The 14,914-nt window shown below is 34.2% G+C and carries 18 protein-coding genes; 14 read left to right on the forward strand and 4 right to left on the reverse strand.

The window, feature by feature from the left end:
- Positions 1-94: 94 nt before the first annotated feature.
- On the reverse strand, positions 95-520 hold the full coding sequence (locus tag ACFVR1_RS02515) for a ferritin-like domain-containing protein (protein ID WP_387579959.1): 426 nt from the start codon (positions 518-520) through the stop codon (positions 95-97).
- An 837-nt stretch (positions 521-1,357) separates the two neighbouring features.
- Here ACFVR1_RS02515 and ACFVR1_RS02520 point away from each other — a divergent pair.
- From ACFVR1_RS02520 to ACFVR1_RS02540, 5 genes are all read left to right on the forward strand, one after another.
- Positions 1,358-2,188, forward strand: a complete 831-nt coding sequence (locus ACFVR1_RS02520; RefSeq protein ID WP_387581197.1) for a substrate-binding periplasmic protein — start codon at positions 1,358-1,360, stop codon at positions 2,186-2,188.
- 18 nt (positions 2,189-2,206) lie between these two features.
- Positions 2,207-2,848, forward strand: coding sequence for an amino acid ABC transporter permease (locus tag ACFVR1_RS02525; protein ID WP_387579962.1), 642 nt, complete (start codon positions 2,207-2,209; stop codon positions 2,846-2,848).
- Between the two features lie 12 nt (positions 2,849-2,860).
- On the forward strand, positions 2,861-3,607 hold the full coding sequence (locus tag ACFVR1_RS02530) for an amino acid ABC transporter ATP-binding protein (protein ID WP_387579965.1): 747 nt from the start codon (positions 2,861-2,863) through the stop codon (positions 3,605-3,607).
- 20 nt (positions 3,608-3,627) lie between these two features.
- Positions 3,628-4,047, forward strand: a complete 420-nt coding sequence (locus tag ACFVR1_RS02535; RefSeq protein ID WP_387579967.1) for an OsmC family protein — start codon at positions 3,628-3,630, stop codon at positions 4,045-4,047.
- 187 nt (positions 4,048-4,234) lie between these two features.
- Positions 4,235-4,804, forward strand: coding sequence for a manganese efflux pump MntP (locus ACFVR1_RS02540; RefSeq protein ID WP_387579969.1), 570 nt, complete (start codon positions 4,235-4,237; stop codon positions 4,802-4,804).
- Between the two features lie 217 nt (positions 4,805-5,021).
- Here the strand turns inward: ACFVR1_RS02540 and lexA are convergent, their stop codons facing one another.
- Positions 5,022-5,642: a transcriptional repressor LexA gene (gene lexA, locus ACFVR1_RS02545; RefSeq protein ID WP_387579972.1), complete on the reverse strand. Its 621-nt coding sequence runs from the start codon at positions 5,640-5,642 to the stop codon at positions 5,022-5,024.
- Between the two features lie 174 nt (positions 5,643-5,816).
- Between lexA and yneA the strand changes: the two genes are divergently transcribed.
- From yneA to ACFVR1_RS02570, 5 genes are all read left to right on the forward strand, one after another.
- On the forward strand, positions 5,817-6,134 hold the full coding sequence (yneA, locus tag ACFVR1_RS02550) for a cell division suppressor protein YneA (protein ID WP_387579975.1): 318 nt from the start codon (positions 5,817-5,819) through the stop codon (positions 6,132-6,134).
- On the forward strand, positions 6,131-6,778 hold the full coding sequence (locus ACFVR1_RS02555; protein ID WP_387579977.1) for a YneB family resolvase-like protein: 648 nt from the start codon (positions 6,131-6,133) through the stop codon (positions 6,776-6,778). Before yneA ends, ACFVR1_RS02555 begins: the two co-directional genes overlap by 4 nt.
- 65 nt (positions 6,779-6,843) lie before the next feature.
- Complete coding sequence (locus tag ACFVR1_RS02560) at positions 6,844-7,077, forward strand: DUF896 domain-containing protein (RefSeq protein ID WP_387579980.1); 234 nt, start codon at positions 6,844-6,846, stop codon at positions 7,075-7,077.
- 85 nt (positions 7,078-7,162) lie between these two features.
- On the forward strand, positions 7,163-9,163 hold the full coding sequence (gene tkt, locus ACFVR1_RS02565; RefSeq protein ID WP_387579983.1) for a transketolase: 2,001 nt from the start codon (positions 7,163-7,165) through the stop codon (positions 9,161-9,163).
- 149 nt (positions 9,164-9,312) lie between these two features.
- The gene (locus ACFVR1_RS02570; RefSeq protein WP_387579985.1) at positions 9,313-9,537 is read left to right on the forward strand and encodes a YneF family protein; all 225 of its coding nucleotides are present in this window, start codon (positions 9,313-9,315) and stop codon (positions 9,535-9,537) included.
- 22 nt (positions 9,538-9,559) lie between these two features.
- Here the strand turns inward: ACFVR1_RS02570 and ACFVR1_RS02575 are convergent, their stop codons facing one another.
- Both ACFVR1_RS02575 and ACFVR1_RS02580 read right to left on the reverse strand, forming a co-directional pair.
- A complete protein-coding gene (locus ACFVR1_RS02575; protein WP_387579988.1) occupies positions 9,560-10,489 on the reverse strand; it encodes an alpha/beta hydrolase in 930 nt (309 codons plus the stop codon).
- A gap of 11 nt (positions 10,490-10,500) precedes the next feature.
- Positions 10,501-11,397 carry a hydroxymethylglutaryl-CoA lyase gene (locus ACFVR1_RS02580; protein ID WP_387579991.1) on the reverse strand — a complete coding sequence of 299 codons (897 nt, stop codon included), beginning with the start codon at positions 11,395-11,397 and terminating at the stop codon, positions 10,501-10,503.
- A 144-nt stretch (positions 11,398-11,541) separates the two neighbouring features.
- On the opposite strand from ACFVR1_RS02580, the gene ACFVR1_RS02585 reads away from it, so the two are divergent.
- The 4 genes from ACFVR1_RS02585 to ACFVR1_RS02600 all read left to right on the forward strand — a co-directional run bounded on the left by ACFVR1_RS02585 (position 11,542) and on the right by ACFVR1_RS02600 (position 14,643).
- Positions 11,542-12,723 carry an acetyl-CoA C-acetyltransferase gene (locus tag ACFVR1_RS02585; protein ID WP_387579993.1) on the forward strand — a complete coding sequence of 394 codons (1,182 nt, stop codon included), beginning with the start codon at positions 11,542-11,544 and terminating at the stop codon, positions 12,721-12,723.
- A gap of 18 nt (positions 12,724-12,741) precedes the next feature.
- Positions 12,742-12,993 carry a YqkE family protein gene (locus tag ACFVR1_RS02590; RefSeq protein WP_387579996.1) on the forward strand — a complete coding sequence of 84 codons (252 nt, stop codon included), beginning with the start codon at positions 12,742-12,744 and terminating at the stop codon, positions 12,991-12,993.
- A gap of 453 nt (positions 12,994-13,446) precedes the next feature.
- Positions 13,447-14,127: an HAD family hydrolase gene (locus tag ACFVR1_RS02595; RefSeq protein ID WP_387579999.1), complete on the forward strand. Its 681-nt coding sequence runs from the start codon at positions 13,447-13,449 to the stop codon at positions 14,125-14,127.
- 24 nt (positions 14,128-14,151) lie between these two features.
- On the forward strand, positions 14,152-14,643 hold the full coding sequence (locus tag ACFVR1_RS02600; protein WP_387580001.1) for a hypothetical protein: 492 nt from the start codon (positions 14,152-14,154) through the stop codon (positions 14,641-14,643).
- The last annotated feature ends 271 nt before the right edge of the window (positions 14,644-14,914 follow it).

The following is a 14,914-nucleotide window of genomic DNA, read 5'->3' on the forward strand; positions in this document are numbered from 1 at the left end:
CCATTAACAGCATGAGTGAATATTCTTATTTTTTCTTCAAGATTGTTTATAACTAATTGTTGATCTGCAATCATTTCTTTGCTTCTTCTATTTCTTAACTGTGATTCATAAAAAACAAAAACCAAACAGCATGATTTTGTTCATCAAACGAAGCTTGCTGAAATTGATCTTTGATAAATAGGTTTGGGGTCTCCCTGGCTACTTCGTGATAAAAGTCTACAGTATCCTGCTCATCTTTAAATGCAGCGACTACTCCATTTCTAAAATCAGGAGGACATTGATTTGTCAGTTTCGGAGTTGGCTGATATCCAGTAAGGGATGTATAAATTTGTGCAAACCCTTGATAGTGTCTAATCTCATCATTTCTGATTTCAAGAATTTGATTTTTTACGTCACTATTCTGTGCTTGATTAGCTAATTGTTCGTAACAATATATAGAAGTATATTCTCCGTTTATTGCCTTAATAATATTTGCGATTAATCGGGAATCTGTCACTTGCTGTCCAGATTGATAATTCAATTTAATGTCACCTCTCTTTCTAAAATATGATTCGAATTTGGTAAATGAATCTTGTACAAATGAAACAATAGAGGTATTTATTTTCTAAACGTGTATGAGATTATGTAGTTCTTTGCATTTTATAGTAATGAGTGAAGCATAAGTGTGTACATTCGGATTAAAAGAATAGAAAGGAGGGAATATATGTTGTTTATTAAACCATGCGAAGGGAGAATCAGCTCACAATTGGACGGAATTGAAGGACTAGCGACTGTTGAAGCTATGATGGATTAGTAAGGCAAATTACACTAGCAGCCTTATAAAAACTTAAATAAAAGTTGAATGATAAAAGCACTAAAGGTAAAGATTCGGGAAGTAGGTAAGAACAATTGAATAATATAAATAAGTTATTAATGAAATGGGCCTATTTTCTTTGGATGGGTCTTTTTTTCTGGTGAAATGATGAAGGAATAAAATGTAAAAATACTTTGATACTAATTGATGTTTTTTACAGATGATTCTTGGGAATAATCATATAGGAAATAAAAAATACAGTCCTTAAGTTAATTTTAATGCAGTAAAAGATTTATGCTTGTTTAGTCGTTATTTTGGTAATAAATAAGAAGAATCGGTGGAAAAATCTGAATAAGTAAGACTAGTTGACTAAACTCTAGTATTCTAATAGGATTTAATTGACTAATGAATCAGGAGAGCAGATATGCAAGATTGAAGCCAGAGTGGTTTGTTTAGATAGAGCGATAACAATACAATTTTAGGTTCTATCATCAAACGTAGATTTAGACTAAATTGTTGTAAAAACTGTTCAGGTTGATCTTTTTTAGTTTGTTTGGATTATTAATTAAGGAGGAAGAGAAAGTGAAGAAGAGTAAAATTTTGTTGGCATTAGCAGCGACAACAGCTTTGTTATTAGGGGCATGTGGTAATAACTCAACTAAAGAAAGCGATAAAAATTCATTCAAGGCTATTCAAGATAAAGGGGAATTAACAATAGGGATTATGGGAACGTATGCACCTTATAATTTCATGAATAAAAGTCAAGAATACGACGGTTTTGATGTTGATATTGCGACAGAATTAGCGAATCGTATAGGTGTAAAACCAAAATTTGTTGCACAGGACTTTTCTGGACTTATACCTGGATTACAAAAAGGTAAATTTGATATTTTGGTTAGCCAAGTAACGATTACAGAAGACCGTAAAAAACAAATTGATTTTACTGAACCTTATATTACGAATGATGTGAAAGTAATTGTAAAAGAGGACAATACAACTATTCAATCAGTTGATGATTTCAAAGGGAAGAAAATTGCTGTAGGGTTAGGGACGAACGATGAAGCATTTTTACGCAATGATTTAATGCCTAAAGTAGGAGACTTTAAAATCAATACGTACGATGATGTCATTACAACATTAAAAGATTTAGATGCAGGTCGTGTAGATGCGACAATTAATAACGTATATGCACTAAAACCTATAATTGAAGAAAATGGATTTAAAGTGAAAACTGTTGGTGAACCAATAAAATCCGACAAAGCTGCAGTAGCTGTTAAAAAAGGGAATACAGAATTAGTTGATGCTTTAAATAAAGCATTAGCTGATATGAAACAAGACGGTACGTATAAAAAAATCTTCGTAAAATGGTTTGATGAAGAACCAAAGGCCGAGTAAAGAAGGTAGGTAGTTTCCATGGATGTAGTAATTGATAATTTACCCTTTTTACTAAAAGGGGCTTACTATACATTATTAATTACAGTGGTATCTATGTTTTTCGGCTTAATTATCGGTTTAATTACAGCGATTGCTCGTTTAAAGGGCAATCGTTTCTTTCGTACAATAGCGAGAGTGTATGTATCGATTATTCGGGGAACGCCGCCACTTGTTCAAATCGTCATTGTATATTATGGTCTTGTTGATTATGGCATTGAATTAGGAGCACTCACTGCGGCTTATATTGCTCTGAGTATTAATATCGGTGCTTATGTTTCAGAAGCATTCCGTGGGGCTATTCAAGCGGTGCCAAATGGACAAACTGAAGCAGCACTTGCGACGGGAATGACGGAGGCTCAAGCTATTCGACGTATTGTCATTCCACAAGCAATTCGCATTGCTATACCTCCACTTGGTAATACATTTGTAGGGATGTTAAAAGAAACTTCATTAGTATCGGTTATTGCTGTAACAGAGTTATTACGTTCTGCCCAGTTATTAGTCGCGCAATATTACGTCTACATGCCATTTTATTTATCTATTGCGGTTATGTACTGGATAATGAGTACAGTATTTACATTTATATTGAATAAAATTGAGAAACGATTATCGATTTATTAAGGGGGTAAAATCGTGATAAAAACTAATGATTTATCCAAAAGCTTTGATAAGCATGAGGTGTTAAAAAATATTTCATTGACGATTCCTGCCCATCAAGTTGTCGCTATCGTTGGACCAAGTGGTTCTGGAAAAAGTACTCTTTTACGTTGCTTAAACGGACTAGAAACGATTACAAGTGGAACTATATTTGTTAATGATCATCAACTACGAGCAACTGATAAGAAAAAGGTACGCCAAAAAACAATTCATGCCATACGTCAAGATACTGGTATGGTTTTTCAGCAGTTTAACCTATATCCGCATAAAACAGTTATTGAAAATGTAATGGAAGCATTAATTGTCGTTAAGAAACAGTCGAAGGAAAAAGCAAAGATAATAGCTAGCCAATTATTAAAACGAGTTGACCTGCAAGAAAAGGAAGATGTTTATCCTTCTAAACTATCAGGTGGACAACAACAACGTGTAGCAATTGCTCGTGCACTAGCAATGGAACCACAAATTATGTTATTTGATGAACCAACATCAGCGTTAGATCCTGAACTTGTTGGAGAAGTGTTAAAAGTGATGAAAGAATTAGCTGATGAGGGAATGACGATGGTCATCGTAACACATGAGATGAATTTTGCCCAAAATGTAGCTAATCGTATTTTGTTTATGGCGGATGGACAAATCATCGAAGATGCAGAACCAAAGTCATTCTTTACACAACCTGCAACAGAACGTGCGCAAAAATTTTTAGCAAAAGTAAAAGAATTCTAAGAAAAGAAAGGTTGATAAAAATGGAAGTAATAGCAAAATGGCAAGGAGGACGTGCATTTGAAGCAAAAGGTCCATCAGGATATCCAATGTATATGGATGCAACGCCAAATTATGGAGGCGAAGGCAATGCCCCAACACCTACTGAAATGCTACTCAGTTCACTAGCGGGTTGTATTGGAATTGACGTTACAATGATATTAAAGCCACATTTAGATAAAATTGAGTCCATAGAAATTAAAGTAGATGGCTCTCGACGAGAAGAATTGCCAACTGCATTTACTGCTGCTTCGTTATTATTCGATGTAAGAGGAGATATTGACGCAAAGAAAGTAGTACGTGCAATTAAATTAGGAGAAGAGAAATATTGTGCTGTATCTGCATCCTTGAAGGCTGAAATAGCCTATCGTTTAATCTTAAATGGTAATGAAATTGAAGTATAAAGAATTCTAAAAACAATAGATGCAAAAACCGTTTATTGTGTTTTTAGTGAAATAAAGTACTCCTTCATCCATATGGTTGAAGGAGTTTTTTATGCAATCAAAGCATCGAAAATAAAAATTTTTTTAACAAAAAAAAAAATCCTGCATATCCTTTTAAATAGAGATCAAAGGTCTTGGGGAGGATAAAATGCATTGGATAACTATTATCCTTATAGGGATAGCAGCTAATTTAGACAATTTAGGAATAGGTTTGGCCTACGGAATAAAACAAACTAAAATACCTATCTTTTCAAATGTAACAATAGCGATTATTTCAATGGTAGTCGCTTATGTTGCAGTTGTAAGTGGAGAAATTATCACTAACTATATTCCAATATTACATGCAAACCTTTTGGGGAGTTCCTTACTTTGTATAATCGGTCTATGGACTATTTTATCAAGTATACTTTCTAACGAGGATACAGCCAAAAAAACAGAACAAATTGATAAAGATGGAAATAATATTATTTCTGTTAGAGAAGCAATTAGCTTAGGGTTTATATTATCTGTGAACTGTTTAATAAGTGGAATTGCAATTGGAGCAAGTGGGATATCAGCTATTTGGACTGTAATTTCTATAGGTTTTTTTTCAATCTTGACCGTTGGTATTGGAAGTCATTTTGGTTTGTTACTAAATAAAACATTTATTGGTAAATATTCTATAACTATTTCAGGTGGCATACTAATTTTTATTGGTTTATACGAGATGCTGGATTAAGAATTGTATTATCTATCTAACATAAATCTTTTTTCTAAATGAAATACGTTTTTTTGTATCAAATATTGAATGAAATCATAAATAAAAACCCCTCAACCATAAAGGTAAAGGGGTTTTTTCGATGATCTAAACGAAAATGTCCACTTTTCGTTTAGATATGATATCGGCTCTATTTCATAATACGTATTATAGTAGATTATGTCAAGTTGCCGAGTGTCTATTGAATATGACGATAAACTCCTACTACTTTACCTAATATAGATACTTGGTTGACAATAATCGGCTCCATTGTAGAATTTTCAGGTTGCAAACGGAAATAAGACTTTTCTTTAAAGAAACGTTTTACTGTAGCTTCATCATCTTCTGTCATAGCAACAACTATTTCACCATTATTAGCTGACTGTTGTTGTTTTACAACTACATAATCTCCGTTTAAAATACCCGCTTCAATCATGCTATCACCCATAATTTCAAGCATGAAAAGGTTATCATCAGATGTTCCAAACGTTTCAGGAAGTGGGAAGAACTCCTCTACATTTTCAATTGCTGTATTAGGAAGGCCAGCTGTTACTTTACCAACTAAGGGTACGTGAACAACTCCTTGTTTTTCTATTATTGAATTAACACTGTCAAGTATTTCAATTGCACGAGGTTTAGTAGGATCTCTTCTAATTAAACCTTTGCTTTCCAACCTAGCCAAATGACCATGTACAGTTGAGCTTGAGGCTAGTCCAACTGCTTCGCCAATTTCACGCACGGAAGGTGGATAACCTTTTTTTCTTACTTCCTCTTTAATAAAAGCTAAAATATCTTCTTGTCTTTTAGATGCTTTCTTCAATACCTTCACCTCTTTAAATAATAATAAGCGTTGTTCTCATTCTTATTTATAGTATATCAGTCTCTTATCCAATATGCAAACATAGGTTCTGAAAAGGTATTGACAAAAACATGTGTTCGTTTTAATATGAAAATAGATAAAGCGAACAGATATTCTAAAACGGGGGAACTTTGAATGAAACTACTTAAAAAAAATTATTTTCTAACTATATTTTTGGGATTAAGTTTATCTTTTATAATGACAATTGCATTTATAAATTCTAGTGGTGAAAAACATGACTATCCTATTATAATTGAACATGGAGATTCTTTATGGGAATTAGCCGATAAGTTTGGCTCAGATAAGTCAAAAGCAGATTGGATTAATGAAGTAATGGCATTAAACAACTTACATTCAGCACATATTAAAGCAGGAGACATACTTATTATCCCAAATAGGTCAAATCAGGTTAATCTTGATCATTCTACAGAGCTAGCAGGTATAAGCCAATGAAAGCAGTAATTTATTGTCGTGTCAGCACAGAGAAAGAAACGCAAGAAACTTCATTAGCAAGACAAGAAGAAGAATTAATTCAATTTGCTGTTCTTCAAGGGTATGAAGTAAAAAGAGTATTTATAGATAAACATAGTGGCTATGATATTGAAAGAGATGGATTGCTTGATTTATTATCATTTATCAAAGAACAGACAATAGATGCTGTATTTGTACAAGATGAGACTCGAATTGGACGCGGAAATGGACGAATGGCAGTATTACATCTTCTTCAAAAAACAAATACTTCTGTTATTACTTTACAAGATAAAGGTGTATTAAATTTGAATGAGATGGACTCCATGTTATTAGAAATTCTTGCCCTTGTTGAAGAATATCAACGAAAACTACACAATGCGAAAATTAAACGGGGAATGAAGCGTGCGGTTTCCCAAGGATTTCGTCCTGAGAGGAATCTAAAAACTCTAGGTAACCCTGAAGGCAGAGAGCGGATTGATATTCCGGTTCAAGAAATAGTAAGATTGCGCAATGCTGGTTTAACATATGAAGAAATTACCTTTACGTTAAAAGGATTAGGTTTTGAAATAAGTAAAGCAACAGTTCATAGAAGATATATTGAATTTATTGAAGCACACGGAGGTTAAAGGCTTGCACTCTGTGTGTTTTTTCCTTACCTTTAAATAAGAATAAATTTTAAAGGGTGAATAATATGTTAAGTAAAGAAAAACTTGAACGAATAAGTGAGCTTTCAAGAAAATCAAAATCGGCTGGCTTGTCTATTGAGGAAGCAAAAGAACAAAGTGCATTAAGAAAAGAATATTTAGAGACATTTCGCACAACGATGAGAGATACAATTGAGAGTGTAAAAGTTGTTGACATTGAAGGTAATGATGTGACGCCACTTAAAGTACAACAAGCTAAAAAAGGGAAATTTCTGAATTAACTAATCATTACGAAACCATTGATAATGCATACATTGTTGTCTAAACTAGAAGTATAGAAAAAATTAGCTCGAGAGGATGTCACTAATGTCATTACAAACAGATTTACTTGCAATTAATACAATCCGTACTTTATCAATTGATGCAATAGATAAAGCGAACTCTGGTCATCCAGGTCTTCCAATGGGAGCTGCACCAATGGCATATACGCTATGGACAAAACATTTACGCCATAACCCAAATAATCCGAACTGGTTCAATCGTGACCGTTTTGTTTTATCAGCGGGACATGGTTCTATGCTTTTATATAGTTTACTTCATCTTGGTGGGTACGATTTACCAATGGAAGAAATTAAAAACTTCCGTCAATGGAATTCAAAAACACCAGGACATCCAGAGTTCGGTCATACTGCAGGAGTAGAAGCTACAACTGGCCCTCTTGGACAAGGTATTGGAATGGCTGTTGGAATGGCTATGGCAGAGGCACACTTAGCTGCTACATATAATCGTCCAAACTATAATATTGTTGATCATTACACATTTGCACTTTGTGGAGACGGAGATTTAATGGAAGGTGTCGCAGCTGAAGCAATTTCTCTTGCCGGACATTTGCAATTAGATAAATTAATCGTACTTTATGATAGTAACGATATTTCTTTAGATGGTGACCTGCATAAATCATTCTCAGAAAAAACGGAGAAACGTTTTGAATCTTATGGATGGAATTATATTTTAGTCCAAGATGGAAATGATATTGAGGAAATTTCATCTGCAATAGAAAAAGCAAAAGCTCAAAATGATAAACCAACCCTAATTGAAGTTAAAACTGTAATAGGATTTGGTTCACCAAACAGAGCTGGTAAATCAGATGCACATGGTATGCCACTTGGAAAAGAAGAATCACTATTAACGAAAGAAGCATATCAATGGTCATCAGAGGAAGATTTCTATGTTCCAGAAGAAGTGTATGAAGCTTTTAAAGCTGCTTCTAATCGATTAGGTGTTGATGAAGAAAAATCTTGGAATGAGAAATTTAATACTTATTCCTCTGAGTTCCCAGAGCTTGCTGGAACATTAAAACAAGCGATTAACGGCGAGATTCCTGAAAACTTTGATGCTGCTATGAAGGATTACGAAGAAGGTACTTCTCATGCAACTCGATCTGCATCAGGTGATGCAATTAACGCAATCGCTCAAAACCTTCCTTCATTCTTTGGAGGAAGTGCGGATTTAGCTGGTTCTAACAAAACGACGATGAAGAATGCAGGAGATTTTTCTGCAGAAAACTATGAAGGCAAAAACATTTGGTTTGGTGTACGTGAATTTGCTATGGGAGCTGCCCTTAACGGTATGGCATTACATGGTGGTTTACATGTGTTCGGTGGTACTTTCTTTGTATTTAGTGATTATGTAAGACCAGCGATTCGTTTATCTGCTCTTATGGGACTTCCTGTAACGTATGTATTTACACATGATAGTATTGCTGTTGGTGAAGATGGACCTACTCATGAGCCAATAGAACATTTAGCTTCTTTACGTGCAATGCCAGGATTGTCTGTAATCCGTCCGGCAGATGCTATTGAAACAAATGAAGCTTGGAAGCTTGCAGTTTCTTCAAAAGATCATCCGACTGTACTTGTACTTTCAAGACAAAACCTTCCGACCCTAAAAGGATCAGTAGAACAAGCAAGCGAAGGCGTTTCAAAAGGAGCTTATATCGTTTCACCAAAAGCAAACGCAGAAGCAATTCTACTAGCAACTGGATCAGAAGTAAGTCTTGCAGTTGAAGCTCAAAAAGCACTTGCAAATGAAGGAATTCAAGTTTCAGTAGTATCTATGCCATCTTGGGATCTTTTTGAGCAACAAGATGATGCATATAAAAAATCAGTACTTCCTTCACATTTAACAAAACGTCTAGCTATCGAAATGGGATCTTCACTAGGATGGCATCGTTATGTTGGATTTGAGGGAGATGTTATCGCAATCGACAAATTTGGTGCTAGTGCTCCTGGCGAAATTGTAATGAAAGAATACGGTTTCTCAGTTGAAAATGTCGTTTCTAAAATGAAAAACTTACTACAAAAATAAGAAATATATAAAAGCAATTCGAATACTTGTAAACAAAAGTATTCGAATTGCTTTTTTATTTGAAATTATATAGTATGCTTTAAGAATCTATAGTATAATTTTCAGTGGTGTCTTGTACACGTAGACAAGAACGTAAAGGAGGAGAAATTATGTTAGCGACTTGGATCTGGATTATTATTGTAATCGTTGCTTTAATCGGTGGTGCAGTAATTGGATTTTTTGCAGCACGTAAATATATGATGAAATATTTAAAAGAAAATCCACCTATCAATGAACAAATGCTTCGTATGATGATGGCTCAAATGGGACGTAAGCCTTCTGAAAAACAAGTAAAACAAATGATGAATCAAATGAATAAAATGCAAAATAAATAAAAGCACTCATTCTTGAGTGCTTTTATTTATTGAGTAAATTATTTTGTTGTAAGAAGTCTGCAACTACTTGTTCGTATTCCTCACTATTTTCATTAAAGGATTTGGCATGAGCCCCTAATTCGAATAGTTTTAATGATTTTGGGCCTTTTTTCTTCTCATACAATTCTTCCGTCATTTTAGGGAGAATGAAATCATCTTGTAAACTATGGATAAAAAGTACGGGTTTTTCTATATGATCGACTACATCAATAGGAGATACTAAATTTAAAGTATACCCATCACGCATTTTTAAAAATAAATTAGCAAATCTAATAGCTAAACTTGAACGAAGTGGAGTAGTTTGTCGCATAATATTCAACACTTGGTCTTCGAAATCTGAAAATGAGCAATCAGAAATATAAAAATCCGCATCGTCCTTTATAGATCCTGCATACAGTAGTGTCGTTGCTGCGCCCATCGATTCTCCGTGAATTCCAATAATAGCACTTTCTCCAGCTCGCTTACGAACAACTTCTAAAATGGATTGCAAATCTATTTTTTCATAAAAACCAAAACTAGTTGTTTTTCCACCAGAATCTCCGTGTCTTCGGTGATCATACACAACACTGTTAAATCCTAAACGTTCAAACATTCGAACAAATCGAAGTGAATTAATTTTATTTTCAGTTACTCCATGACAAATAACAACGTAATTATTTGTCTGTAATGGTTCGACAAAGATTGCTTTAAGTGAATAACCGTTTTTCGATTCAATCCATTTTTCGGTTTTGTTGACTTCACGAAACCAGGCTTCGTCTAAGCGTTTAGATGTTATCTCACGATTTAATATAAAGTCATCTTCCTTTTTCTTCATATACATGAGCTTATTTGTTACTAAATAGCCAAAGACTGTAGTAGCAGCTGTTAAAATACTTGTTAATAAACTCGTCCAAATAATTACACGTTTTTTCATCGCATCAACCCCTAATTATTTTTAATTAGTTTATACATCCCGGTCTCAATTGGTCTTGAAACAAAAGGTGCGATTATATCAATAGCTTTTACAAATAATTCAAGATTAATATTTGTTTCAATATCCATTTGGTGTAGCATATTCACAACATCTTCAGTTGCTACATTTCCTGTTGCTCCTGGTGCAAAAGGGCAACCACCTAAGCCACCAGCTGAGCTATCGAAACGATCAACTCCTGCTTGAAGGGCTGCAAAGATATTAGCCAATCCCATTTTTCTAGTATCATGGAAATGAGCTGTAATTAGAGTTGTTGGAAACTCATTTTTAAGTAATTCAAACAGTAAATAACTTTCTTGTGGGTTAGCCATACCTATAGTGTCTGCAACACTCAATTCATTTACACCCCAAGAGACAAATTCTTTACATAATTCTATTGTTTTTATAGGATCAATTGCACCTTCATATGGGCAATAAAAAGCAGTAGAAATGCAAGCTCGAACAAAATGACCTTCTTTTAATAGTGACTCAACAATTGGTTTAAGCCCAATCATACTTTCATCTGTTGTTTTATTAATATTATTTTTATTAAAGCTATTTGATACACCTACAAAAACAGCAAAACTATTGACCCCTACTTGTTTTGCAAGTTCTACGCCCTTTTCGTTTGGTGTTAATGCAAATTGTCTACCTATTTTGTTGGTCCTTTCAACAATCTCTTTGGCATCTTTCATTTGTGGTACCCATTTTGGTGATACAAAAGAAGTTAACTCCATCTCTTCCACACCAGCTAATTGAAGCTTTTCGATAAATTCTAATTTTACCCCCGTTGGTACTTCGTTTTTCTCATTTTGTAATCCGTCTCTTGGACCGACCTCGATAATTGTCACTTTTTTTGGTAAACTAAACATAATCATCCCTCCAACTATATTGTAAGGAATGGATGGTTAAACAAGCAAACTTTAATTTTTTTTCGACGAATTTAAATTAAAGAATAAATAGGGTACAATCGGCAAAAGGAATTTTATAATAGGGGATTATGAGGAGGAAATAACATGTCAAACGAAGTAGTTATCGTTAGTGCAGTTAGAACTGCAATTGGGTCATTTCAAGGGGCGTTAAAAGATGTACCGGCTACTAAACTAGGTGCAATAGTAATTGATAAAGCGTTAGAAAAAGCGGGGGTTTCAAAAGATTTAGTGGATGAAGTCATTATGGGGAATGTACTTCAAGCGGGACTCGGACAAAATCCAGCAAGACAAGCATCTATCCAAGCAGGATTACCAGTTGCTATTCCGGCACTGACTATCAATAAAGTATGTGGATCTGGCCTTAAAGCAATCCATCTTGCAACACAAGCAATCATTGCTGGGGATGCAGAAATTATTGTAGCTGGTGGAATGGAAAATATGAGCAAAGCTCCTTATCTATTGAAAAATGCTAGAGATGGCTTTCGAATGGGAGACCAAAAAGTAGTGGATAGTATGATTTCCGATGGATTATGGTGTGCATTTAATGATTATCATATGGGAATTACTGCTGAAAACTTATGCGATCAATATAACATCACAAGAGAAGAACAAGATGCATTTTCAGCTCGTTCTCAAGCTCGTGCAGCAAAAGCAATCGAAGCAGGAAAATTTTTTGATGAAATCGTACCAGTAGAAATTCCACAACGAAAAGGAGATCCAATCGTTTTTGATACAGACGAATATCCAAAAAAAGGCTCAACACAAGAAAAATTAAGTGCACTTCGTCCAGCTTTTAAGAAGGAAGGGTCCGTTACTGCGGGAAATGCTTCTGGTATTAATGACGGAGCAGCGGCTGTAGTTGTTATGTCAAAAGCAAAAGCAGATGAGTTAGGTTTAAAACCTTTAGCTACAATCGTGGCAAATGCATCAGCAGGTGTCGATCCAAGTGTAATGGGTATTGGACCAGTAGAAGCAGTGAAAAAAGTATTAAACAAATCAAAGATTTCACTTGCAGATATTGATTTGATTGAAGCAAATGAAGCTTTCGCTGCTCAATCGATTGCAGTAGATCGTGAGCTTTCATTTGATCATGATAAGCTAAACGTAAATGGTGGAGCTATTGCTTTAGGCCATCCAATCGGTGCAAGTGGAGCACGTATTTTTGTTTCTTTACTTCATGAAATGGTGAAACAAGATGCAAAAACAGGGCTTGCGACACTTTGTATCGGTGGTGGCCAAGGAGTAGCCACTATTGTTAAAAGATAATTAAAGAAGGTGAAATTTGTGGCAAAGAAAAAACAAAGACAACCAGTAAAACCTGCTGTTACAAAAGAAGAGGGAAATGGTCTTTTCGATCAACTTTCATCTGATGTGCTTGCTAAACTAAAGGAAACAAAGAAACAACTAGTGGCTGCAGAGCAAGAGAAAGAGGAAGAAAGACAAGCACAACTTCTTTTTGAGAAAAAGCAAAAAGAAAAAAACAAAACCTTTGAAGAACTACTCGATGAATATGGATTTGGCGGTTCAAAATTTTAATGAAAGACCTATTCGCAGTTAAATTGCGGATAGGTCTATTTTTAAAGGGTAAAATAGTACTATGCCATGAAAAGGTTGAAATTCTATGAGGTTCAGATCAGGGTTTTGTTATATATTAGCTTTAAATTTTATGAAAATATCCTTATCAATAATATTGATTGATGTGAGTCTGCAGTTGCAATGAAAACTAATATATCCCTTTGTATACAACTACTTATCAATAATGGTAAAATTTATATAATGAAAATACTAATTTTTTTGAAGGTACTGAAGATTCTAAATTAGTATTTATTATTGTTACTATTTGAACAATTTTTACTTCAAATGAATAGATTTGGCGCGTCGATGTAACGCTCCATAGGAAAGCGAATACACACAAAAGCCAGTATCTAAGGATGAACTAATTAGCAAAGCTTCGTTGTTTCGATAGATAATTGAGGGGAGAGAAGAAAAATGATTAAAGCTGTTTTATTTGATTTAGATGGAACTTTACTAGATCGTGACGAGTCGGTAAAAAGATTTATTAATGATCAATACGAACGATTGGAGAGAGATTTAGTTCATATACCAAAAGAAAAGTTTCTATCAAGATTCATAGAATTAGATTGCCATGGTTATGTTTGGAAAGATAAAGTGTATCAGCAACTAGTAGAAGAATTCGAAATAAGCTCTATAAATTGGGAATATTTATTGGAAGATTATATAAAAGAATTTAAAAACTTTTGCGTTCCTTTTTCTAATCTCCATAGTATGTTAGAAGATTTGAAAAGGAAAAACCTTGTTTTAGGAATGATTACAAATGGATTTGGACAGTTTCAAATGGATAATATAGAGGCTTTAAAAATCGAGAAGTATTTTGATACCATTCTAGTATCAGAAACAGAAGGCATCAAAAAACCTAACCCTGAAATATTTGAGCGAGCATTAGAGCGCCTTAATGTAATACCAAGAGAAACCATATTTGTTGGAGACCATCCAGAAAACGATGTGAAAGCATCCGAATATGTAGGGATGAAAGCTATTTGGAAAAAAGATTCTCAGTGGGATACATTTGAAACAGATTATATTGTGGACGATTTATCAGAAATACCAACAATAATAATGAAAATGGATAACGAAAGCAGCTTAATCTAAGGATAGAAGGGAATGGAGGGCATAGTGATCTTTCGTATTTTAAAAATAAGTTTATTTACAATTCCTGTTTTCTTATTATTCGCTTGCGGCCATGTTGAAAAAAATGAGCATGTTGAGGCTTTTATAGTAGAAACATTTGGCAAATCAGTAGGTCCAGGTCCAGGTTTGTCTGAAATTACAGGATACCAAAAAGTGAATGCAATAACCAACATGCAGGAAGGAAAAAATTATCTTAAAGCAGATATTAAATCCATCGAAGATTTTTATGATACGGAAGGTAATTATATAAAAACAGAAATAAAGCATACTTATCATACCATCTCTTACGTAACCAATGTAGTACATGGTGATAACTTGAAAGAAGAAGTTCAAAAGCCTTCCACAATCCTATTACCTAACAATAAGCAAGATAGTTTTGCACTAATTAATATGACAGAAGAAGAAAAGGAACAGGTGAAAAATCATGTTTTGTCATACACCGAGAAACTAAAAAAAATGAAAAAGAAAAAATTGTAAACCTTATTACGTTGTGATAATGCTTGCAGTTGTTCAATTACAATAATTAAAACAATTTCGTCCGCTCAGCGCTTCTTTAACATTAGCAGCTACCTATTGTTACTACTTCCAATTACCATAACTGTTAGTGTTAATTGAACTAATAAAACATCAATATCTTCCATTATCCAAACTAAATGCATTATGTCTTTACGCATTTTAAGAGAGCGACGGCCAAACATTCGCCACAAGATTACCGAAAAAATGGATCGTGAAGTGGCGAAGTCACTTC

It is taken from the genome of Psychrobacillus sp. NPDC058041, from assembly GCF_042885655.1.
Classification (GTDB): domain Bacteria; phylum Bacillota; class Bacilli; order Bacillales_A; family Planococcaceae; genus Psychrobacillus.

Coding starts and splice junctions, on each gene's coding strand:
- ACFVR1_RS02525 (WP_387579962.1), top strand. CDS start 2,207: ATGGATGTAGTAATTGATAATTTACCCTTTTTACTAAAAGGGGCTTAC.
- ACFVR1_RS02535 (WP_387579967.1), top strand. CDS start 3,628: ATGGAAGTAATAGCAAAATGGCAAGGAGGACGTGCATTTGAAGCAAAA.
- ACFVR1_RS02540 (WP_387579969.1), top strand. CDS start 4,235: ATGCATTGGATAACTATTATCCTTATAGGGATAGCAGCTAATTTAGAC.
- yneA (WP_387579975.1), top strand. CDS start 5,817: ATGAAACTACTTAAAAAAAATTATTTTCTAACTATATTTTTGGGATTA.
- ACFVR1_RS02555 (WP_387579977.1), top strand. CDS start 6,131: ATGAAAGCAGTAATTTATTGTCGTGTCAGCACAGAGAAAGAAACGCAA.
- ACFVR1_RS02560 (WP_387579980.1), top strand. CDS start 6,844: ATGTTAAGTAAAGAAAAACTTGAACGAATAAGTGAGCTTTCAAGAAAA.
- tkt (WP_387579983.1), top strand. CDS start 7,163: ATGTCATTACAAACAGATTTACTTGCAATTAATACAATCCGTACTTTA.
- ACFVR1_RS02570 (WP_387579985.1), top strand. CDS start 9,313: ATGTTAGCGACTTGGATCTGGATTATTATTGTAATCGTTGCTTTAATC.
- ACFVR1_RS02575 (WP_387579988.1), bottom strand. CDS start 10,489: ATGAAAAAACGTGTAATTATTTGGACGAGTTTATTAACAAGTATTTTA.
- ACFVR1_RS02580 (WP_387579991.1), bottom strand. CDS start 11,397: ATGTTTAGTTTACCAAAAAAAGTGACAATTATCGAGGTCGGTCCAAGA.
- ACFVR1_RS02585 (WP_387579993.1), top strand. CDS start 11,542: ATGTCAAACGAAGTAGTTATCGTTAGTGCAGTTAGAACTGCAATTGGG.
- ACFVR1_RS02595 (WP_387579999.1), top strand. CDS start 13,447: ATGATTAAAGCTGTTTTATTTGATTTAGATGGAACTTTACTAGATCGT.